This is a genomic window from Sulfitobacter sp. 1A10359 (assembly GCF_043558145.1).
Classification (GTDB): domain Bacteria; phylum Pseudomonadota; class Alphaproteobacteria; order Rhodobacterales; family Rhodobacteraceae; genus Sulfitobacter; species Sulfitobacter faviae.
In genome coordinates this window covers 187191-204226 of the sequence record NZ_JBIFGB010000003.1, presented here as the reverse complement: position 1 = coordinate 204226, position 17036 = coordinate 187191, and the positions used below count along the sequence as shown (strand labels likewise).

15 protein-coding genes are annotated in these 17036 nt (G+C 66.4%); 5 read left to right on the top strand and 10 right to left on the bottom strand.

Annotation, left to right across the window (positions count from 1 at the left end; genetic code table 11):
- The 6 genes from arfB to ACGYK2_RS09380 all read right to left on the bottom strand — a co-directional run bounded on the left by arfB (position 1) and on the right by ACGYK2_RS09380 (position 5321).
- Positions 1 to 423, bottom strand: a complete 423-nt coding sequence (gene arfB, locus ACGYK2_RS09405; protein WP_067267837.1) for an alternative ribosome rescue aminoacyl-tRNA hydrolase ArfB — start codon at positions 421 to 423, stop codon at positions 1 to 3.
- A 330-nt stretch (positions 424 to 753) separates the two neighbouring features.
- On the bottom strand, positions 754 to 1374 hold the full coding sequence (locus tag ACGYK2_RS09400) for a queuosine precursor transporter (protein WP_271688480.1): 621 nt from the start codon (positions 1372 to 1374) through the stop codon (positions 754 to 756).
- A 63-nt stretch (positions 1375 to 1437) separates the two neighbouring features.
- Entirely contained in the window at positions 1438 to 2352 is a 915-nt protein-coding gene (locus ACGYK2_RS09395) for an esterase-like activity of phytase family protein (protein ID WP_271688479.1), read from the bottom strand.
- A complete protein-coding gene (mepA, locus tag ACGYK2_RS09390) occupies positions 2325 to 3269 on the bottom strand; it encodes a penicillin-insensitive murein endopeptidase (protein ID WP_067267832.1) in 945 nt (314 codons plus the stop codon). Before mepA ends, ACGYK2_RS09395 begins: the two co-directional genes overlap by 28 nt.
- Positions 3266 to 4639: an MFS transporter gene (locus ACGYK2_RS09385; protein WP_271688477.1), complete on the bottom strand. Its 1374-nt coding sequence runs from the start codon at positions 4637 to 4639 to the stop codon at positions 3266 to 3268. Before ACGYK2_RS09385 ends, mepA begins: the two co-directional genes overlap by 4 nt.
- 103 nt (positions 4640 to 4742) lie before the next feature.
- Positions 4743 to 5321, bottom strand: coding sequence for an acyl-CoA thioesterase (locus tag ACGYK2_RS09380; protein ID WP_271688476.1), 579 nt, complete (start codon positions 5319 to 5321; stop codon positions 4743 to 4745).
- 132 nt (positions 5322 to 5453) lie between these two features.
- On the opposite strand from ACGYK2_RS09380, the gene ACGYK2_RS09375 reads away from it, so the two are divergent.
- The 5 genes from ACGYK2_RS09375 to ACGYK2_RS09355 all read left to right on the top strand — a co-directional run bounded on the left by ACGYK2_RS09375 (position 5454) and on the right by ACGYK2_RS09355 (position 10314).
- Positions 5454 to 5741, top strand: a complete 288-nt coding sequence (locus tag ACGYK2_RS09375) for a YggT family protein (protein ID WP_067267829.1) — start codon at positions 5454 to 5456, stop codon at positions 5739 to 5741.
- 109 nt (positions 5742 to 5850) lie between these two features.
- Positions 5851 to 7896, top strand: a complete 2046-nt coding sequence (gene recQ / locus ACGYK2_RS09370) for a DNA helicase RecQ (protein ID WP_271688475.1) — start codon at positions 5851 to 5853, stop codon at positions 7894 to 7896.
- Positions 7897 to 7926: 30 nt separating this feature from the next.
- A complete protein-coding gene (gene yaaA, locus ACGYK2_RS09365; protein WP_271688474.1) occupies positions 7927 to 8706 on the top strand; it encodes a peroxide stress protein YaaA in 780 nt (259 codons plus the stop codon).
- Positions 8707 to 8797: 91 nt separating this feature from the next.
- Positions 8798 to 9448: a DUF1007 family protein gene (locus tag ACGYK2_RS09360; protein ID WP_271688471.1), complete on the top strand. Its 651-nt coding sequence runs from the start codon at positions 8798 to 8800 to the stop codon at positions 9446 to 9448.
- Positions 9433 to 10314 carry a nickel/cobalt transporter gene (locus ACGYK2_RS09355; RefSeq protein ID WP_271688470.1) on the top strand — a complete coding sequence of 294 codons (882 nt, stop codon included), beginning with the start codon at positions 9433 to 9435 and terminating at the stop codon, positions 10312 to 10314. The genes ACGYK2_RS09360 and ACGYK2_RS09355 overlap by 16 nt, the downstream gene beginning before the upstream one ends.
- On the opposite strand, the gene ACGYK2_RS09350 is transcribed toward ACGYK2_RS09355, so the two are convergent.
- The 4 genes from ACGYK2_RS09350 to ACGYK2_RS09335 are packed head-to-tail and all read right to left on the bottom strand — an operon-like array spanning position 10311 to position 17006.
- Positions 10311 to 12353, bottom strand: a complete 2043-nt coding sequence (locus ACGYK2_RS09350) for a hypothetical protein (RefSeq protein WP_276154341.1) — start codon at positions 12351 to 12353, stop codon at positions 10311 to 10313. The two genes, ACGYK2_RS09355 and ACGYK2_RS09350, sit on opposite strands and share 4 nt — an antisense overlap.
- The gene (locus ACGYK2_RS09345) at positions 12350 to 15118 is read right to left on the bottom strand and encodes a DUF4159 domain-containing protein (protein WP_276154340.1); all 2769 of its coding nucleotides are present in this window, start codon (positions 15116 to 15118) and stop codon (positions 12350 to 12352) included. Before ACGYK2_RS09345 ends, ACGYK2_RS09350 begins: the two co-directional genes overlap by 4 nt.
- A complete protein-coding gene (locus tag ACGYK2_RS09340) occupies positions 15115 to 16002 on the bottom strand; it encodes a DUF58 domain-containing protein (RefSeq protein ID WP_271688467.1) in 888 nt (295 codons plus the stop codon). The genes ACGYK2_RS09345 and ACGYK2_RS09340 overlap by 4 nt, the downstream gene beginning before the upstream one ends.
- Positions 15999 to 17006: a MoxR family ATPase gene (locus ACGYK2_RS09335; protein WP_271688466.1), complete on the bottom strand. Its 1008-nt coding sequence runs from the start codon at positions 17004 to 17006 to the stop codon at positions 15999 to 16001. The genes ACGYK2_RS09340 and ACGYK2_RS09335 overlap by 4 nt, the downstream gene beginning before the upstream one ends.
- Positions 17007 to 17036 lie beyond the last annotated feature (30 nt).

The following is a 17036-nucleotide window of genomic DNA, read 5'->3' as shown; positions in this document are numbered from 1 at the left end:
TTAACCGTCGGGATCGACCTTGCCGCGCATCGCCTTGACCTCGCCGCGTACCTTCTTGGCCTTGAGGCGGCGCTTTTTCGACCCCAGCGTCGGGCGGGTGGCGATGCGGCGTTTCGGCGGGGTGAGGGCGCGGCGGATCAACTCGGCCAGACGCTCGCGCACCAACTCGCGGTTGCGGGCCTGACTGCGGGTCTCGTCACATTGCAGCACCAATGCGCCTTCGGTCGTCCAGCGCCGCCCGGCCAGACGGCGCAGCCGGTTCTTGACCGGTTGCGGCAGGGAAGGCGAGGTCGCGGCTTCGAACCGCAATTCCACCGCCGAGGAGACCTTGTTCACATTCTGCCCGCCGGGGCCGGAGGCGCGCATGAAGCTTTCCGTCAGTTCCCAATCCTGAATGGCGATGTCATCGTTGATGTGCAGCATGGGCTCTCCTTGCCCCGCAACATGCCAGCCCGCGCGGTGAGGGTGAAGGGGGAATGCGAAATGGGCCGCCCCTTGCGGAACGGCCCAATCGAATGGTTTCAGGAGGGGGATCGGTTAGACCGACGTCCACCAGGTGGTTGCATTGCCAGGGGCTGCCCTAGCAGGAAACCCCGCTGGCTGTTCCGACACCTCGCTCCAATACCTTTCTTGACACTGGATCACCTCCTTTACATTTGTTGAACTCACCCTGAGCGTTGCACAGGTTTTGAAATTCGCAAAGCGTTTTTTTAGAGGGGTGCGGCGGCAGGGGGGTGGCCCCCTGCGCCGGTATCACGCGCGGGCGGTCAGCCGTGCGGTCAGCAGCCGGAAGGGGATCAGCGCGATCAGCGCGATGGCCAGTTTGACCGACCAATCCGCCACAGCGAGCGAGACCCAAAGCGGCGCGAGCGGGCCCGTGCCCAAAAGCGGCAGTGTCTCAGCGGCCCAAGCCACATCGGTGGCGGGGTGGATGAACGACAGGCTGGCCGAAAAGGCGATGGAGAAAAACAGCGCCGTGTCGATCGCGCTGCTGATCAAGGTGCTGACCAAGGGCGCGCGCCACCATGCGCCATCGCGGAAACGGTTAAAGATCGTCACGTCCAACAGCTGTGCCACGAGGAAGGCGGTGCCCGAAGCCACGGCAATGCGGATCGTCACCAGCGGGCCGAACTCGCCCATGATCTGCGTCCCAATGAGCGAGCAGATCAGGCCCACGACAAAGCCCACCAACACGACCCGGCGCGCGGCAGAGGCGCCGTAGAGACGGTTCATCACATCGGTGACGAGGAAGGCCAGCGGATAGGTGAAAGCCCCCCAGGTCAGCCATTGGCCAAAGAGAAACTGAACAAGGATATTCGAGGCCACGACGATGGCGGCCATGGCAAGGATGCCGGGAAGATAGGTGCGTGTCATATGTGAACCGTTTTGTGCAAGGGTGCGGCGACTTGGCCTGCGGGGATCGCAGACCGGACGGCTTTAGCCCTCGGAAGCCGGTTTGGCAAGGATCAGCTCGACCACCTCATTGCGCTGCATGACGAAGAAATTGTCGTCCGACAGCAGGGTCAGCCGGGTTTGCCCCGCCGCATCCTGCCAAGTGCTGAGCGCTTCGAGGTTGTCATACTGACCGGGGCCGGAGGTCAGCAGTGTCTCTTCGCCAAGCCCGGGCGCGGTGAGGTCGAAGCTGCGGATGCGGCTGCGAAACCCCAGCGGCGTGATCGTCCGCTCCAGCAGATAAAGCGTGCCGTCTTGGGCAAAATCGGCATCCACCGGCAGGAACGGCCCCCGGCGCGGGATCTCTGCGGTGATCGTCCAACTGCTGCCGTCAAAAGCATAGAGCGGGAAATCATCCGAGGCCGGGCCGCCGCCTTCGGGGATCGCAAAGAGCCGCCCATCGGGGTGGGCGGCCAAAGTCTCCATCCCCGCGTTTGGCTCGAACTTGGCGAAGTCGTCGTGTCTGGGCAGCGGGGTGGTGACGCCGCTCTCGGGCGACAGCCGCGCGACATGATGGTCGTGTTCGAATGAGACGTAGAGTTGCCCGCCGCCGTCACGCGCCAATGCTTCGGCATCGCGCATCTTGTCGCGCAGGGGCTTGCCATCGGCATCTTTGAGCGGCGCATCCTCCTCAATCTCAAGCGCGACCAAACGGCCCGCCTCGCGCAGCATGCGCGCTTGCACAACGCGGCCCCGGTCCGACACCGCCGTGAGGCGGGTGCCATCGGCATTCACCTCGACCCCGGAAAAGCCGCCGAACCACGGCGCCGGATGGCGCCATGTCAGCACGCTGTCCACCTGCACCACCGGCCCTGTCTGCGCGGCGGGGGCCACGCAGGCGATGAGCAGGAAGAACGGGAGGCAGGCGCGGATCAGTTTGCGTTCAAAACGGCGTTGCATTGTGCAGGCAGGTCCGCAAGCAGGATATCGCGCTTGGGCTTCGGTTTTACTTTGGGCGCATTCGGGTCGGGCTTTGGCGGGTTCAGGATATTGGCCTGCCACTGGCGCGCATCGGCGCAGCCGTCACCGGGCGGGGGCGGGGCCTGATCCACACAGCCGCGCGCGCCTTTGGGGCAGCTGATGCGGATGTGGAAATGATAGTGATGCCCGTACCAAGGCCGGATTTTGCGCAGATAGCTGCGGTCGCCTTTCTCATCGGCGCACATTTGCACCTTGGCGCCGGGGAAGACGAAGATACGCGCGGTGCGGGGGTCTTGGGCCGCGGCTTTGATCACCTCGTGATGCGCAGGGGTCCAAGAGGAATTCACATAGGCCCCGCTGGCCCGGCGCATGGAGATCGACGAGATGTTCTCGCGCTGTGCCCGGCTGAGGTTCAGGGATTTGGGCGGCAGCATCCAGATGTCGGCATCAAGCCCGATCTGGTGGCTGGCGTGACCGGTCAGCATCGGCCCACCGCGCGGCTGGCTCATATCGCCGACATAGACGCCTTCCCAACCGGGCTGCTGCGCGGCCTTGCGGCTGAGCTTTTTAACCATGTCGATCATCTCGGGGTGGGCCCAGTTGCGGTTGCGCGACAGGCGCATGGCCTGCCATGTCGGACCAGTCTCGGGCAATTGCTCGGCCCCGGCAAGACAGCCTTTGGAATAGCTGCCGAAAGCCGCCGGAGACTGCGCGGAGGCAAAGCTCTTGGCCCCGAAAAGCCGCTTGGCCTCGACCGTGCTCAATGCGCCGCCCGAAGAGCCGATGGTCGGCAGGGCGACCTTCTCACCGCTGATGTCGGTCTCGGTCCGGCCGCCCCCGCAAGAGGCAAGCGCAAAGGCCAGCGCCACGGAGGTGAGGGTGCGAAGCAGCGTCATGTGGCGAAATCTCCCTTGGGTTTGACCCAAGCTAACAGGATCAAACCGACGATGAAAAGCCCCACGACAGGGGTGATGCCAAGCCGTTGGCTGCCGGTGAGGTCGCTGGTCAGGGCAATCAGCGCCGGTGCGAGAAAGGAGGTGGCCTTGCCCGAGAGGGCGTAGAGGCCGAAAGCTTCGGTCATCCGATCGGGGTTTCCCTGCCGGGTCAGCATGTTACGCGATGACGCCTGGAGCGCCCCACCCGCCGCCCCGATAGAGGCACCGGCGACGTAGAAGAGGATATCGGGCAGGGCGGAGCCTTCGGGCAAAGAAACGCCCATGACTGAATTCGGTCCCAGCGAGATGATTAGGCAGGCGGTGGCGATGAGGATGACGCAGCAGGCCACGATCACCGGCATCGGCCCGATGCGCCGGTCGATCCGCCCGCCCAGCACGCAGAACACCGCGCCCGAGATGGCGGCGAGGATGCCGAAGATGCCGATCTCTTGGATCGACCAATCCAGCACCCCAAGCGCATAGACCCCGCCAAAGGTGTACATCCCGTTCAGCGCGTCGCGGTAGAACATCGAAGAGCCGAGATAGGCCAGCAGAGACGGGTGCTTCGGCAGCCCCCGCAGGGTGCGCGCCAAATCCGCAAGGCCTGCGCCTACGCGATACCGCACGGCGCCGGGTTTCGGCCTGTCGCGCACATAGAGAAAGAAGGGGATCATAAAGACCGCGTACCAGATGGCCGTCAGCGGCCCGACGATGCGGGTGTCGGCCTTTGTCGCCGGGTCGAGCCCGAAAAGCGGCGTCAGCCCCGCCATGGTGCGCCCATTCGCGCCGCTTTGAAACAGGGCGATCATCGCGATCAGCGCCAGCACCCCGCCCGCATAGCCAAAGGCCCAGCCATCGCCGGAAATGCGCCCCCGCTCATCCGCGTCGGGGTGCAGCTCGGGCAGGTAGGCATTGGTAAAGATCGTTGCGAACTCCATCCCGACCAAGCCGATGCCGAAAAAGAACAGCGCCCAAAGCAGAGAGAAATCCGCCGGGGCCGTCCACCACAGCGCGCCCGCGCCGACCACATACATGGCCGAGAAGAGCCTGATCCAAGGCATCCGCCGCCCCGAGGAATCCGCCACAGCGCCCAAAATCGGGGCCAGCACCGCAATCGCGACGCCCGCCAGCGCCAGACCATAGCCCCAGTATGCCTGCGCTTGGGCTTTGGCGGCGCCAAGCTCCATCCCGCCTTCGACCAGCGCATTGGTCGCGGTCTGAGCAAAGTAGGGGCCGAAGATGAAAGTCAGAATCAGGGTGTTGTAAGGCTGGCTGGCCCAGTCAAAGAAATACCATCCCCAGATGCGCTTGCGCCCGCCTGTCTGTGCCATGTTGCGCCCTTTCGCGGCCTGCCCTTTTTCAAGTTAGAGCAGGGCAGGGCGCAAGGCGCAAGCGTCAGTAAGGGCGGGGGTGAGGCAGAGGAGGGCGGTCAGCTCAGGCCGAAAGCGGCCCTGCCGCAGCGGGGGCCGGGGCCGCGTCCTGCATCGGCGGCCAAGGGCGGTGCGCATCGGCGCGGATCCATTCGGCCACCCAGCCCGGCACCTCAGGCGAAGCTTGCTGCCGTCCCATCGCTTGCAGGACCTTTTCCGGCGGGATCAGGCCGTTGCGATCCGTGACAGCGGAACGGTAGAGCACATGGCTCGCGCATTCGCCGTTCTTCTTCCACATGGATTGCTCAAGATAGATGAACTTGCCGTCCCAACACAGTGTCCGGCTGCGCATCTCGAATTTCTCAAACATGCGGATGCGGCGGCGGAACCGCGTGCTGGACCCCGCGATGGTGATCGCCCATTTGTTCTGTCGCAGCAGCGTGATCAGCCCGGCCCGCTGGGCCATGGCGGTGCGGCCCAGATCATAGAGCGACAGCGCCCGCCCGTTGTTCAACTCCATCCAGATATCGAGGTCATGCGGCCAGCAGATGTGGTGGCTGACATGGGTGTCGGTCAGATTGTCCAGCGGCGCCTGCCGCGCGGCGACGATGACGTCTTTGGCCATGCGGATGATCGGGAACATGAGGCTTTCCTTTGTCGTGACGCCGCGGATTTGCGGCGGAAGCGCAGCGCGGTCAAGCATATACGTCGCGGCACTCTTGCCCTTTGAGGGCGGGGCGCTTAACTGTCTTGCGTCAAACCAAGGGGATATTCCATGACGTCGCTGTTCCAGATCCTGATGCTGCTTTTGAACATCGTTTGGTTCATCGTCATCGCCCATGTCATCATGTCTTGGTTGATCAACTTTCAGGTGCTGAACCTGCGCCAACCGCTGGTGGCGCAGATCTGGGACGGGCTGAACCGCATTCTTGAGCCGGTCTATAGCCGCGTGCGCAATGTGATTCCGCCGATGGGCGGTCTGGACCTCGCCCCCCTGATCGTGCTGATCGCCGTTGCCATGGCGCGGATCGTGCTGACCAACAACGCAGCGGCCTTCTACTGACCCGTGCCCCAGCCCGCCCGCGCGCCGATGCCGCGGGCATCTGGCCTTGTTCACGCTTTGTTAGTGTGGGAGTCTGCATAAAAAGAGCAGACAATCTTACAGGTTCTCCATGACAGGCGCTGCCACGCTTCTTCGTGATGTTTTCGGTTTCGACGGGTTCCGCCCCGGCCAGCAAGAGATTGTTGAGGCCGTGACCGAGGGCGAAAACGTGCTGGCCATCATGCCCACAGGCGGCGGCAAATCCCTGTGTTTCCAATTGCCTGCGCTGATGCGCGAGGGCGTGACGGTGGTCATCTCGCCGCTGATCGCCCTGATGCGCGATCAGGTCCGCAGCCTGCAGGAAGCGGGCGTGGCGGCGGGCGCGCTCACCTCAGGCAACACGCCCGAAGAGACCGATGCGGTTTGGGAGGCGTTGGAAGCTGGCACGCTCAAACTGCTCTACATGGCGCCGGAACGGCTGGCGGCAGGCTCCGCCATGGGGATGCTGCGCCGGGTTGGCGTCAATCTCATCGCCGTGGACGAGGCGCATTGCGTCAGCCAATGGGGCCATGACTTCCGCCCCGATTACCTGCGCATCGGCGAGCTGCGCCGCACGCTCGACGTGCCGCTGGCGGCCTTCACCGCCACGGCGGATGCTGAGACTCAGGCCGAGATCGTTGAAAAGCTCTTCGACGGTACCCCGCCGCGCGCCTTCCTGCGCGGTTTCGACCGGCCCAACATCCACCTCGCCTTTGCCGCCAAGAACAAGCCGCGCGACCAGATCCTCGCCTTCGCCGGGGCGCGGCGCGGCCAATCGGGCATCGTCTATTGCGGCACCCGCGCCAAGACCGAGGGGCTGGCCAAGGCGCTGCGCGATCAGGGGCAGGAGGCGCTGCATTACCACGGCGGGATGGAGGCAGAGGACCGCCGCATCGCCGAGCGCCGCTTTCAGCAAGAGGACGGGCTGATCGTCTGCGCCACCGTGGCCTTTGGCATGGGGGTCGACAAGCCCGACATCCGCTGGGTCGCCCATGCCGATCTGCCCAAGTCGATCGAGGCTTACTATCAGGAGATCGGCCGCGCCGGGCGCGATGGTGCGCCGGCCGAGACGCTCACTCTTTTCGGCCCCGATGACATCCGCCTGCGCCGCAGCCAGATCGACGAAGGCCTCGCCCCGCCCGAACGCCGCGCGGCCGACCACGGGCGGCTGAACGCGCTTTTGGGTCTGGCCGAAGCGCTGGAGTGTCGTCGCAAAACCCTTCTGGGATATTTCGACGAGGCCGAGGTCACCTGCGGACGTTGCGACCTTTGCGATAGTCCGGCGGAGGTGTTCGACGGCACCACGGCGGTTCGCAAGGCGCTTTCGGCGATGCTGCGCACGGATGAGTGGTTCGGCGCGGGGCATCTAATCGACATCCTCTTGGGCAATGAGACCGACAAGGTACGCCAGCGCGGCCACCAGTCGCTGCCGACATACGGCGTGGGCGGCGAATACAGTCGCAACGAATGGCAGGCGGTGTTCCGGCAGATGATGGGCCATGATCTCGTGCGCCCGGATGCCGAACGTCACGGCGCGCTGCGCATGACCGATGCCGCCTTGCCGATCCTGCGCGGCGAGGCCAGCATCAAGCTGCGCCGCGACACGATCAAGGCCGCGGGCGCCAACCGCCGCCCCGCGGTCAAAGCCATGGTCAGCGACGAGGATGCACCGCTTTTGTCGGCGCTCAAGGCCAAGCGCCGCGCGCTGGCCGAGGCGGCCCGCGTGCCCGCCTATATCATCTTCACCGACCGCACCTTGATCGAGATGGCCGAGGCACGGCCCGCCGACCTCGACGCCATGGCGCGGATCGGCGGCGTAGGCGCCAAGAAGCTGGAAAATTACGGCGCGGCCTTCCTCGAAGTCATAAACGGCGAGGCGCAACCGATGCATAAGGCGCGGCGCAAGCTGGCGGGGCGCGAGGCGGGCAATGTCTATGACCAACTCTTGCAGGTGCAAGCCGACCTCGCGCGCGGCGCGCAGGGCACCGAAAAGCCGCTGAGCTGTTCTGCCGCGATGCTTGCGAAAGTGGCCCAACTGCGCAGCGCCGACCCTTCGGCCATTGAACGATTGCTCGGCGATAAACGCGCTGAACGCTTTGGTCCGGCCTTTCTGGACGTTCTGCGCGACGCGGGCTAGATCACCCCGAAACGCCCCAAGGAGACTGCCATGCTCGTCGTTATTTCCCCCGCCAAACGCCTTGATTGGGCTGAGCGCAATGTCGCCGTTACCCAGCCCGATTTTCAGGAAGACGCCGTGCGGCTGGCGACGACTGCGCGCAATCTCAGCTTGGGCGATCTCAAAAGCCTGATGGGGCTGAGCGACGATCTGGCGCGGCTCAACCGCGACCGCTTTCAGACGTTCGAGGCTGAGCCCACAGCCGAGGTCACCCGCCCCGCCGCGCTGGCCTTCGCCGGCGACACCTATCAGGGGCTGGAGGCCACGAGCCTTGATGCCGATGAGATGACCTATGCCCAAGATCACCTGCGCATCCTGTCGGGGCTTTACGGCGTGCTGCGTCCGCTCGACGCAATCCAAGCCTACCGGCTGGAGATGGGCAGTAAGCTAAAAACCCGCCGCGGCGGCAACCTTTATGACTATTGGCGTGACAGCCTGTCAAAGGCGTTGAACGCACAGGCCGAGGCGACCGGCAGCGATGTTCTGGTGAACTGCGCCAGTCAGGAATACTTTGGCGCGGTGGACCTCAAGGCGCTGAAACTGCGGGTGATCACCCCGCAGTTCATGGAAGATAAGGGCGATGGCAAGGGGCCGAAGATCGTCAGCTTCTTCGCCAAGAAGGCGCGGGGTGCCATGGCCCGCTACATCGTGCAGCACCGGGTGAATGACCCGGAAGGCTTGCAGGATTTCGACAGCGGCGGCTATGCCTATCAGCCCGACGCCTCGACGCCCGAGCGTCCGGTCTTTGTCCGGCCCTACCCGTCGAACTGACCCGCGGGCGGGGCGGCGATGCGCGCCTTCCCGCCGTGCGCCGCCCGCCGGGCGATTGCCGCGCTTGGCGAAGGGGCGTAGACCTAGCGCCATGAAATACCCGCTCGTCACCGCCGCTGTCATCGCCTGCGCCACGCCGCTTGGCGCGCATCCGCATATCTTCGTCGATACCGGGTTCGAGGTGATCGTTGATGCCAAGGGTCGGTTGTCCCATCTGCGGATCACATGGGCCTATGACGAATTCTACTCTCTCTTGGTGACCGAGGATCGCGGGCTCGACCCCGATTACGATGGCGTGTTGACGCAGGCGGAAGTCGCCTCTCTCAACGGATTCGACATGCAGTGGATCGAAGGGTTCAACGGCGATACGGTCTTGCTGGAGGGGGGCGAAGAGGTCGCGCTCTCGGGTCCGCAGGACGTGGAAACCCGCTTTGCCGACGGTCGGATCATCACCAGCCATCTGCGCGCGGTTGAAGGCCCGGCTCCCTCGGCGGATGGGCTGATCATCAAACCCTATGATCCGACCTATTACACCGCCTATGAGGTGACCCAGAAAGTGACCATCCAAGGCAGTGAAACCTGCCGCGCGCGGGTCAAGATGCCGGATATGAATGCCGATCTGCGCGCCCTTCAGCAAGACTTGAGCACGCTGGACGCCAATACCGATCCAAGCGATGTGGGTCTGCCGGAGATCGGTGAAGCCTTGGCCAATGAAGTGGTGATCACATGCGACGCATCATAGCGCTGGCGGCATTGGCGACCCTTCTGGCGCTGGCGGCGCTGTGGTGGTCAGGCGGGTTCAACGCCCTTGCCCATTGGGCCGCGGGGCAGCAGCGCGGGTTTCAAAACAGCATCGCCAGCGGGCTGCGCGCCACGCGGGGCGGCGATACGGCGGCGTTCTGGACGGTGCTTCTGGCGTCTTTTGCCTATGGCGTCGTCCATGCAGCGGGGCCGGGGCACGGCAAGATCGTGATCGGCGGCTATGGGTTGGCGCGCGCGGTGCCGGTGCTGCGGCTCACGCTGATCGCGCTCGCGGCATCTTTGGGCCAAGCGGTGACCGCCGTGGTTCTGGTCTATGCGGGGATCCTCCTCTTGGGTCTTGGGCGGGAGGCGCTGGTCGGCGTGACCGAAGACATCATGGCCCCGGCAAGCTATGGCGCGATTGCCCTCATCGGGTTTTGGCTGATCTGGCGCGGGCTGCGCCATGCGCGGCAGGACAGATCGGCGCATTCCGGTGAAGTATGCAGCCATTGTGGCCATGCCCATGGGCCCAGTCTGGCGCAGGTTCAGCGCGCGGGCAGACTGCGCGACGCGCTGCTTTTGATCGGCGGGATTGCCATACGGCCCTGCACCGGCGCGCTTTTCGTGTTGGTGATCACTTGGCATATGGGGATCGGCGGGGTCGGCATCTTGGGGGCCTTTGCCATGGCGCTCGGCACCGGCTTGATCACCATCGCCACTGGCTTGGCCGCAACGGGGCTGCGCGCCGGGGTCTTGGGCGGGCTGGCCGGATCGCCGAGGCTGGCCCAAGCCGCAGCGGTGGCCGAGTTGACGGCGGGCTTGGTCGTGGTGACGCTGGCGGGCGGCTTGCTGCTGCGGGCGCTTTAGCGGCGGCCCTCGCGCAGCCATGCGGCAATGATGAAGAGCGCCGAGAGCAAGAGCACCAGCCACCCTGGCAGCAGCGGCGTTTGTCGCACATCGCGCGTCTCGTAAGCGCCGCGCGGGGTCAGCCCCAGCCAGCCGCGCCCGGCGGCGGGACGGCCAAGGCGCACGTCGCGCAGGCGGGGGAGCCCATCCTCCATCCGTGCCACCCCACCGCGCAGGCTGTCGATTGCCGGGCGCAGGGCCGCGTCGCTGGCGATGGTCTCGACAAACTCGCGCGGGGCGGCGGGGCCGAGGCCGATGACGGTGACCTCATCGCCGTTCTCCAGCCGGTAGAGGCCAATCTCTTCGCCGGTATATTCCGCCTCGAACCGGCCCGGCCCGGCGGGGGCGAGGGGCAGTTCGGTCGTGCTGCCATCGGGGGCGGTGATCGTGACGGGGGGCACGGTCTCGTCCAAGGTGCGGCGGGTGATGCGCATGGTCCGGCCTTGGGCAGAGGCCATCAGCGCCTCTTCCTCAAGCTCGGGTTCCTTCATCATCCAATGGGCCAGACGACGAAGCAATTCCAACTGCGGGCCGCCGCCCTCATAGCCGCGGTTCCACAGCCATGCGTGGTCAGAGGCGAGCAGCGCCACGCGCCCCTCATCCACGCGATCCAGCACCAGAAGCGGGCGGTCGTCCGCGCCGGTCATGACCACGTCACCGCTGTCAGCCGTCACGTCGATCTGGCGCAGCCAGCGGCCCCAGTCGCCCTTGCCGGGCAGGTCTGAGGTGACGGGATGGCGCTGGCCGATGTCGGTGACGACCGGGGGGAAGGCTTCCTCCAACACCCGCGCGGTGGGGGTGGCGGGCAGCACCGTGCCGAGCGGCGACCGGTAGAGGCTGTCGGCACTGGCAAAATCCGGCCCGGCGGCGACCAGCACCGCCCCGCCCTTGCGCACATATTGCGCCACATTATCAAGGTAAAGCGCAGGCAGGATGCCGCGCCGTTGGTAGCGGTCAAAGATGATGAGATCGAAGTCGTCGATCTTTTCCATGAACAACTCGCGCGTCGGGAAGGCGATGAGCGACAGCTCGTTCACCGGCACCCCATCCTGTTTGTCGGGCGGGCGCAGAATGGTGAAATGCACCAGATCGACCGCGCTGTCGGACTTCAGCAGGTTGCGCCACGTGCGCCCGCCGGGATGCGGCTCGCCTGAGACCAAGAGCACGCTGAGCCGGTCGCGCACGCCGTTCATCTGGATCAGCGCGGCATTGTTGCGGTCGGTCAACTCCCCCTCGGCTTCGGGCAGGGAAAAGCGGATCACGTTGCGCCCGCCGTGGGGCAGGGCCACGGGCAGTTCAAGGTCTTGGTCAATGGGCACGTTGAAACTCTGCGGTTCTTCCCCTTCGACAGAGATATCAAGCTGGGTCAGCCCGCCACCCTCGGGCGCGGCGCCCAGATCGTCGATGCGCAGGGTCAGGGTCACCGGCTCTCCGATGATGGCAAAAGCCGGGGCATTGCGCACGGTCAGGCGGCGGTCCCAATCCTCGGTCCGGCCGGTTTGCAGCAGATGCAGCGGCGCGGGCAGGTCGAGCGGCAGGTCCGCATCATGCACCCGGCCATCGCTGAGCGCCAGAATGCCCGCGATCCGCGCGCGTGGCTCTTCGGCCAACGCATCGGCCAGCGTGGTCATCAGCCGGGTGCCGGCATCCTCGGCCCCATCGGGGACGGTGATCCGGCGCAGCTCGGTGTTGGGGCGGGCGGTGATGCGGGCAGAGAGCGCCTCTGCCGCCGCGTCGGTCTGCGCGGCACGGTCGGAGAGCCGCTGGCTGGCGCTTTCGTCTTCCAAGAGCAACACGATGTCCGACAGCGGCGCGCGGTCTTCGGTCTGGTAGGACGGCCCGGCGAGCGCGGCCAGAACCACCGCCGCCGCCAAGCCCCGCAGGGCCCAGCCCGACAGGCCGCGCCACAGCGCCAGCAGAAGGCCGAGCGCGGCCAGCACCGCAAGGCCGATCAGCAGCGGCAGGGGGATCAGCGGGTCGAAAAGCACGGTTCCGGTCATTGGCCTAACCTATCCAGCAGCGCAGGCACATGGACCTGATCGGATTTGTAGTTGCCGGTCAGCACATGCATGACAAGGTTCACGCCAAAGCGATAGGCCAGTTCACGTTGCCGCTCTCCGGCAAAGCCGCGCCCGATGGGCAAAAGCGGCGCGCCATCGCGGCGCACGGCCCAAGCGGCGGCCCAGTCGTTGCCCCCGATCACCACCGGCGTCACCCCGTCATTGAGGTTGCGAAAGGGCATCCCCTCAATCCGTTCGGCATCGGGCGGCGAAGCCTCGACCCAGACATCGCGGCTGCTGTAGCGGCCCGGGTAGTCTTGCAACAGGTAGAAGGTGCGCGTCAGAACGTGATCGCCCGGCAGTGGCTCCAGCGGTGGGATGTCGAGCGGCGCGGCCAGTTCCTGCAACTTGCGCCCATTCGGGCTGGCGGCACCGTAGCTGGCGATATCCGCGTCCCGCGTATCGAACAGGATCAGCCCGCCCGAGCGGAGGTAGTCGTTCAGCTTGCCATAAGCCTCGGACGAGGGCTGCGGTTGGTCGGGGGTCACCGGCCAATAGAGGATCGGAAAGAAGGCCAGTTCGTCCTGTTCAAGATCAACGCCGGTGGGCAGGTCGGGCTCCACCGTGGTGCGGAAATAGAGCGTGTCCGACAGGCCGATCAGCCCGGCGCGGGCGATCTCGTCAACGTCGCTGTTGCCGGTCAGCACATGGGCCAGCGTCACCTCAGAGGCCGAGCGTATGGCAAAGCTTTCGGGGTCATTCTCCTGCGCGTCGCCCATCTGCGGGGCGATGGCCAGCCCCAAGGCCAGCGCCAAGCTGCCAGTGGAGCGGCGCAGCAGCAGCCCCGAAAGGGCGAGAGAGGCCAGCACATCGGCCACGAGCAAGAGGATGGCGAGGCTCAGAAGCGCCCCGGCGAGTGGCTGTTCCGGCGGCAGGGCAAGGCCGCGCAGCGGCACATCGGGGGGCCATGTGGCGGCGGTGAGGGCGGTCTCGCCGGTCAGCACATTGCGCGCAAGACGCCTTTCTTCGGCGCCGTAGATGCCGGGCGGCAGGGCGGGGCCTGCGGGGGCCGAGATTAGGTCAGGCCCCGCAACGCCCGGCAGGTTGCCCGCGTCCGACAGGATGCCGAAACCGTCCATCACCCGCAGCGGGGTCCATGTGGTGCCCTCAAGGCTCTCGGCCTCGGGGGCGCTGGCACCCGATGACACGGCCAGCCGTTCCATCATCTGCACGAAAAGACCCGAGAGCGGCAGGGTGGACCATTCCGCCGTGGCGGTGACGTGGAACAGCACGATCTGCCCCTGACCCACCGCTTTGCGCGTGACCAGCGGGGTGCCATCGCTCAGCGCGGCGATCACCCGGTCGGCCAACGTCGGGTCGGGTTGCGCCACGACTTGGGCCGAAACGGTCACATCTTCGGGCACCGTCAGCCCGAAGAATGGCGACCCGTTGCGGAAAGGGGCCAGCGCCTTGGGCTCCCCCCAAGACATCGCGCCGCCGACACTGCGGCCCCCGGCGCGCAGGCGCACGGGCATCAGCGGGTCTTCGTCGATGCGGCTGACATCGCTCGCCGCCACGCGCGGCCCGGCGAAACGGATGAGCATGCCGCCCGCGTCGATCCACTCTTGCAGCGGCTCGGCCTCAGCAGGGGCGAGGGTGGCCACATCCGCCAGCACGATCACATCGGGGTTGGCGGGCAGCACCTCGGTCAGGGTGCCGTCGATCAGATCAGCACTCGGGGCCAGCGCCTGTTCGATGTAATGCAGCGGTGAGAGCAGTTGCAGCCCCTCCTGCGCCCCGCGCCCCCGGATCAGCGCGACTTCGCGGCGGCGCAGCCCGTCATCGACCAAGCTGCGCGCCCCGGCGGAACGCTGGCCCGCGATGTCGAAAGAGGTGAGCCGCGCGCGCATTTCGGCGGGCAGCGAGAGGGAGGTGCTGGCCTCGGTCGCGCCCGCCTCGAATGTCGTATTGGCGGTGGCGAGCACGCGGGCGTTGCCCGCCGGATCGCGGCCATGGGCCTGCACCACCGCCGCGCGTTCCGGTCCGGGCGCGGCGCGGCGCAGGGTCAGGTCGATCGCGCCGTCTTGGTAGACTGCGGGCGCGATGCCGATGACATTGCCTGCGGAATGATGCACCTCGACCGCGCCTTTGGATTGCAGCGCGGCAAGCAGATCATCGCGGCCCGGATAGTCCAACCCGTCGCTGAACCACAGGGTGTCGAAAGCGGGCAGGGCCGCCATGATCTCGGTCGCGCGGGCGATCTCTGCCGGGGCGGGTTGCCACGGGGCGGGGCTCAGCCCCGCCAAACGGCTGCGCCACGCATCGGCGGATTGGAAGGTCGGCACCTGCGGGTCGGTGAGGCTGAGGATGCCCACCGTCCGCTCCGCCCGTCCGGCGCGGGTGAGTTGCGCGTCAACGGCGGCCATCTGTCGGTCCCAGCCGCTGGCCCCGGCCCATGAGCCGTCGAGCAGGATCAACAAGGGGCCGCTGCCCTCTTCCGCCTCGGCCTGTGGGTTCAGCACCGGCCCGGCAAGGCCAATGATGATCGCGGCCACGGCCAGCATCCGCAGCAAAAGCAGCCACCACGGGGTGCGGTCGCTGGTGCTGTCGTCATCCGCCAACCCCAAGAGCAGCGCCACGCCGGGAAAGCGGCGGCGGACCGGGGCGGGCGGCACGGCCCGCAGGATCAGCCACAGAATTGGCAGCGCCAGCAGGGCCAGCAGCAGCCAAGGCGCGGTGAAACCGATGCCGCCGAAAACGCTCATGCAGCACTCCCCTGCCGCGCGTCCAACGCGCCATAGAGCCAGAGCAGCGCCGACTGCGCCGTGGCATCGGTGTGGTGCAGCCCGTAACGCCAGCCGGTCCGGGCGCAGAGTTGCTGCAAGGCGTCTTTGCGCGCCGCCAGCCGATCGAGATAGCGGTCGCGCAGGTCATTCGCCTTGAGCGTCTCATGGCGCAGGCTGCCGCCGACGCTTTCGAAAATGGTACGGCCCGCGAAGGGGAAGGCTTCCTCCGCCGGGTCCAACAGGTGATAGAGCACGCCACGCACGCCACGGTCGGCGGCCTTGGTCAGCGCGGTCTGCACCGGGTCGAGATCGCCCATGAAATCCGAGATGAAAACCGCCCGCGCATGGGGGATCATGCCGCGATGTTCTGGCGGGGCGTAGTCTTGGCCATCGTCTTGGCAGAGCAATTCGGCCAGTCGCAGCACCTGGGGATTGCCGCGCCGTGGGGGCAGGGCGATGCCAGTCAGGCCCACACGCTCCCCCCCGCGCAACAGCAGGATCGCCAGCGCAAGGCCCAGAAGGCGGGCGCGATCGGCCTTGTCAGGCAGCGCCTTGTCCGAGGCAAAGCGCATCGAGGCCCCCTGATCAACCCAGAGCATGACGGACTGCGCAATCTGCCACTCGCGCTCGCGCACGAACTCCTGATCGCCACGGGCCGAGCGGCGGTGGTCGACCATGCGGCGGCTGTCACCGATCTGTGCCGGGCGGTATTGCCAGAAATCATCCCCCGTCCCCGCGCGGCGGCGGCCATGGGCGCCGGGCAGAACGGCACCGGCCAAATGCTCGGCCCGCGCCAGCAGGGCGGGCAGCCGGGCCGCTTCGCCCTCGGCGCTGGCTCTGAGGGACAGGGGGCTATGGGTCACGCGGCGGCCTTTTTCCCGATCAATTGACCGGCGGTGGCGTCGATCAGCCCTTGCAGGCTTTCGCCGCGCGCGCGGGCGGCAAAGTTCAGCGCCATCCGGTGGCTCAGCACCGGGCGGGCCATGGCGAGCACATCTTCGGCAGAGGGGGCCAACCGCCCCTCCAGCAGCGCACGGGCGCGCACGGTCAGCATCAGCGCCTGCGCGGCACGGGGGCCGGGGCCCCAAGCGACGCTGTCGCGCACGGGCTGGGTGGCTTCAGGCTCATCGGGGCGGAAGGCGCGGACAAGGTCGAGGATCAGTTCCACCACGCTATCGCCCACCGGCATCCGCCGCAGCAGGGTCTGGGCAGAGAGCAGTTCTTCGGTGGTGAAGACCGGCCGCACCGTGCCCTCTTCGACACCGGTGGTGGCCAGCAGAATGTCCCGCTCGGTCGCGCGGTCGGGGTAGGCCACGTCGATCTGCACGAGGAAACGGTCAAGCTGCGCTTCGGGCAGGGGGTAGGTGCCTTCCTGCTCGATCGGGTTTTGCGTGGCCAGCACATGGAAGGGCTGGCCAAGCGCGCGGTCCTGTCCTGCGACGGTCACGGTCTTCTCTTGCATCGCCTGCAACAGGGCGGATTGCGTGCGCGGGCTGGCGCGGTTGATCTCATCGGCCATCAGAAGTTGGCAAAAGATCGGCCCTTCGACAAAGCGAAAGGCGCGGCTGCCGTCGGGCGCGGTGTCGAGCACTTCGGAACCCAGAATATCGGCGGGCATCAGATCGGGGGTGAATTGCACGCGGTTGCCGTGCAGGCCCATGACCGTGCTCAATGTCTCAACCAGCCGGGTCTTGCCCAAGCCCGGCAGGCCGATCAGCAGGCTGTGCCCACCACAGAGCAGCGCTGTCAGCGCAAGGTCGACGACCTGCTCTTGCCCGACGAAACGCCCGGTGATCGACTGCTTCGCCGCGGCGAGCTTTTCGGTCAGCGCTTCGATTTGCGCGATCAGATCATCCGCTTCGGCCATGACATTTCTTTCCCCGGAGTTATATCTTTC

What these genes read in the sequence shown, in the direction of transcription:
- arfB (WP_067267837.1), bottom strand. Translation starts at nt 423, where the DNA reads ATGCTGCACATCAACGATGACATCGCCATTCAGGATTGGGAACTGACG.
- ACGYK2_RS09400 (WP_271688480.1), bottom strand. Translation starts at nt 1,374, where the DNA reads ATGACACGCACCTATCTTCCCGGCATCCTTGCCATGGCCGCCATCGTC.
- ACGYK2_RS09395 (WP_271688479.1), bottom strand. Translation starts at nt 2,352, where the DNA reads ATGCAACGCCGTTTTGAACGCAAACTGATCCGCGCCTGCCTCCCGTTC.
- mepA (WP_067267832.1), bottom strand. Translation starts at nt 3,269, where the DNA reads ATGACGCTGCTTCGCACCCTCACCTCCGTGGCGCTGGCCTTTGCGCTT.
- ACGYK2_RS09385 (WP_271688477.1), bottom strand. Translation starts at nt 4,639, where the DNA reads ATGGCACAGACAGGCGGGCGCAAGCGCATCTGGGGATGGTATTTCTTT.
- ACGYK2_RS09380 (WP_271688476.1), bottom strand. Translation starts at nt 5,321, where the DNA reads ATGTTCCCGATCATCCGCATGGCCAAAGACGTCATCGTCGCCGCGCGG.
- ACGYK2_RS09375 (WP_067267829.1), top strand. Translation starts at nt 5,454, where the DNA reads ATGACGTCGCTGTTCCAGATCCTGATGCTGCTTTTGAACATCGTTTGG.
- recQ (WP_271688475.1), top strand. Translation starts at nt 5,851, where the DNA reads ATGACAGGCGCTGCCACGCTTCTTCGTGATGTTTTCGGTTTCGACGGG.
- yaaA (WP_271688474.1), top strand. Translation starts at nt 7,927, where the DNA reads ATGCTCGTCGTTATTTCCCCCGCCAAACGCCTTGATTGGGCTGAGCGC.
- ACGYK2_RS09360 (WP_271688471.1), top strand. Translation starts at nt 8,798, where the DNA reads ATGAAATACCCGCTCGTCACCGCCGCTGTCATCGCCTGCGCCACGCCG.
- ACGYK2_RS09355 (WP_271688470.1), top strand. Translation starts at nt 9,433, where the DNA reads ATGCGACGCATCATAGCGCTGGCGGCATTGGCGACCCTTCTGGCGCTG.
- ACGYK2_RS09350 (WP_276154341.1), bottom strand. Translation starts at nt 12,353, where the DNA reads ATGACCGGAACCGTGCTTTTCGACCCGCTGATCCCCCTGCCGCTGCTG.
- ACGYK2_RS09345 (WP_276154340.1), bottom strand. Translation starts at nt 15,118, where the DNA reads ATGAGCGTTTTCGGCGGCATCGGTTTCACCGCGCCTTGGCTGCTGCTG.
- ACGYK2_RS09335 (WP_271688466.1), bottom strand. Translation starts at nt 17,006, where the DNA reads ATGGCCGAAGCGGATGATCTGATCGCGCAAATCGAAGCGCTGACCGAA.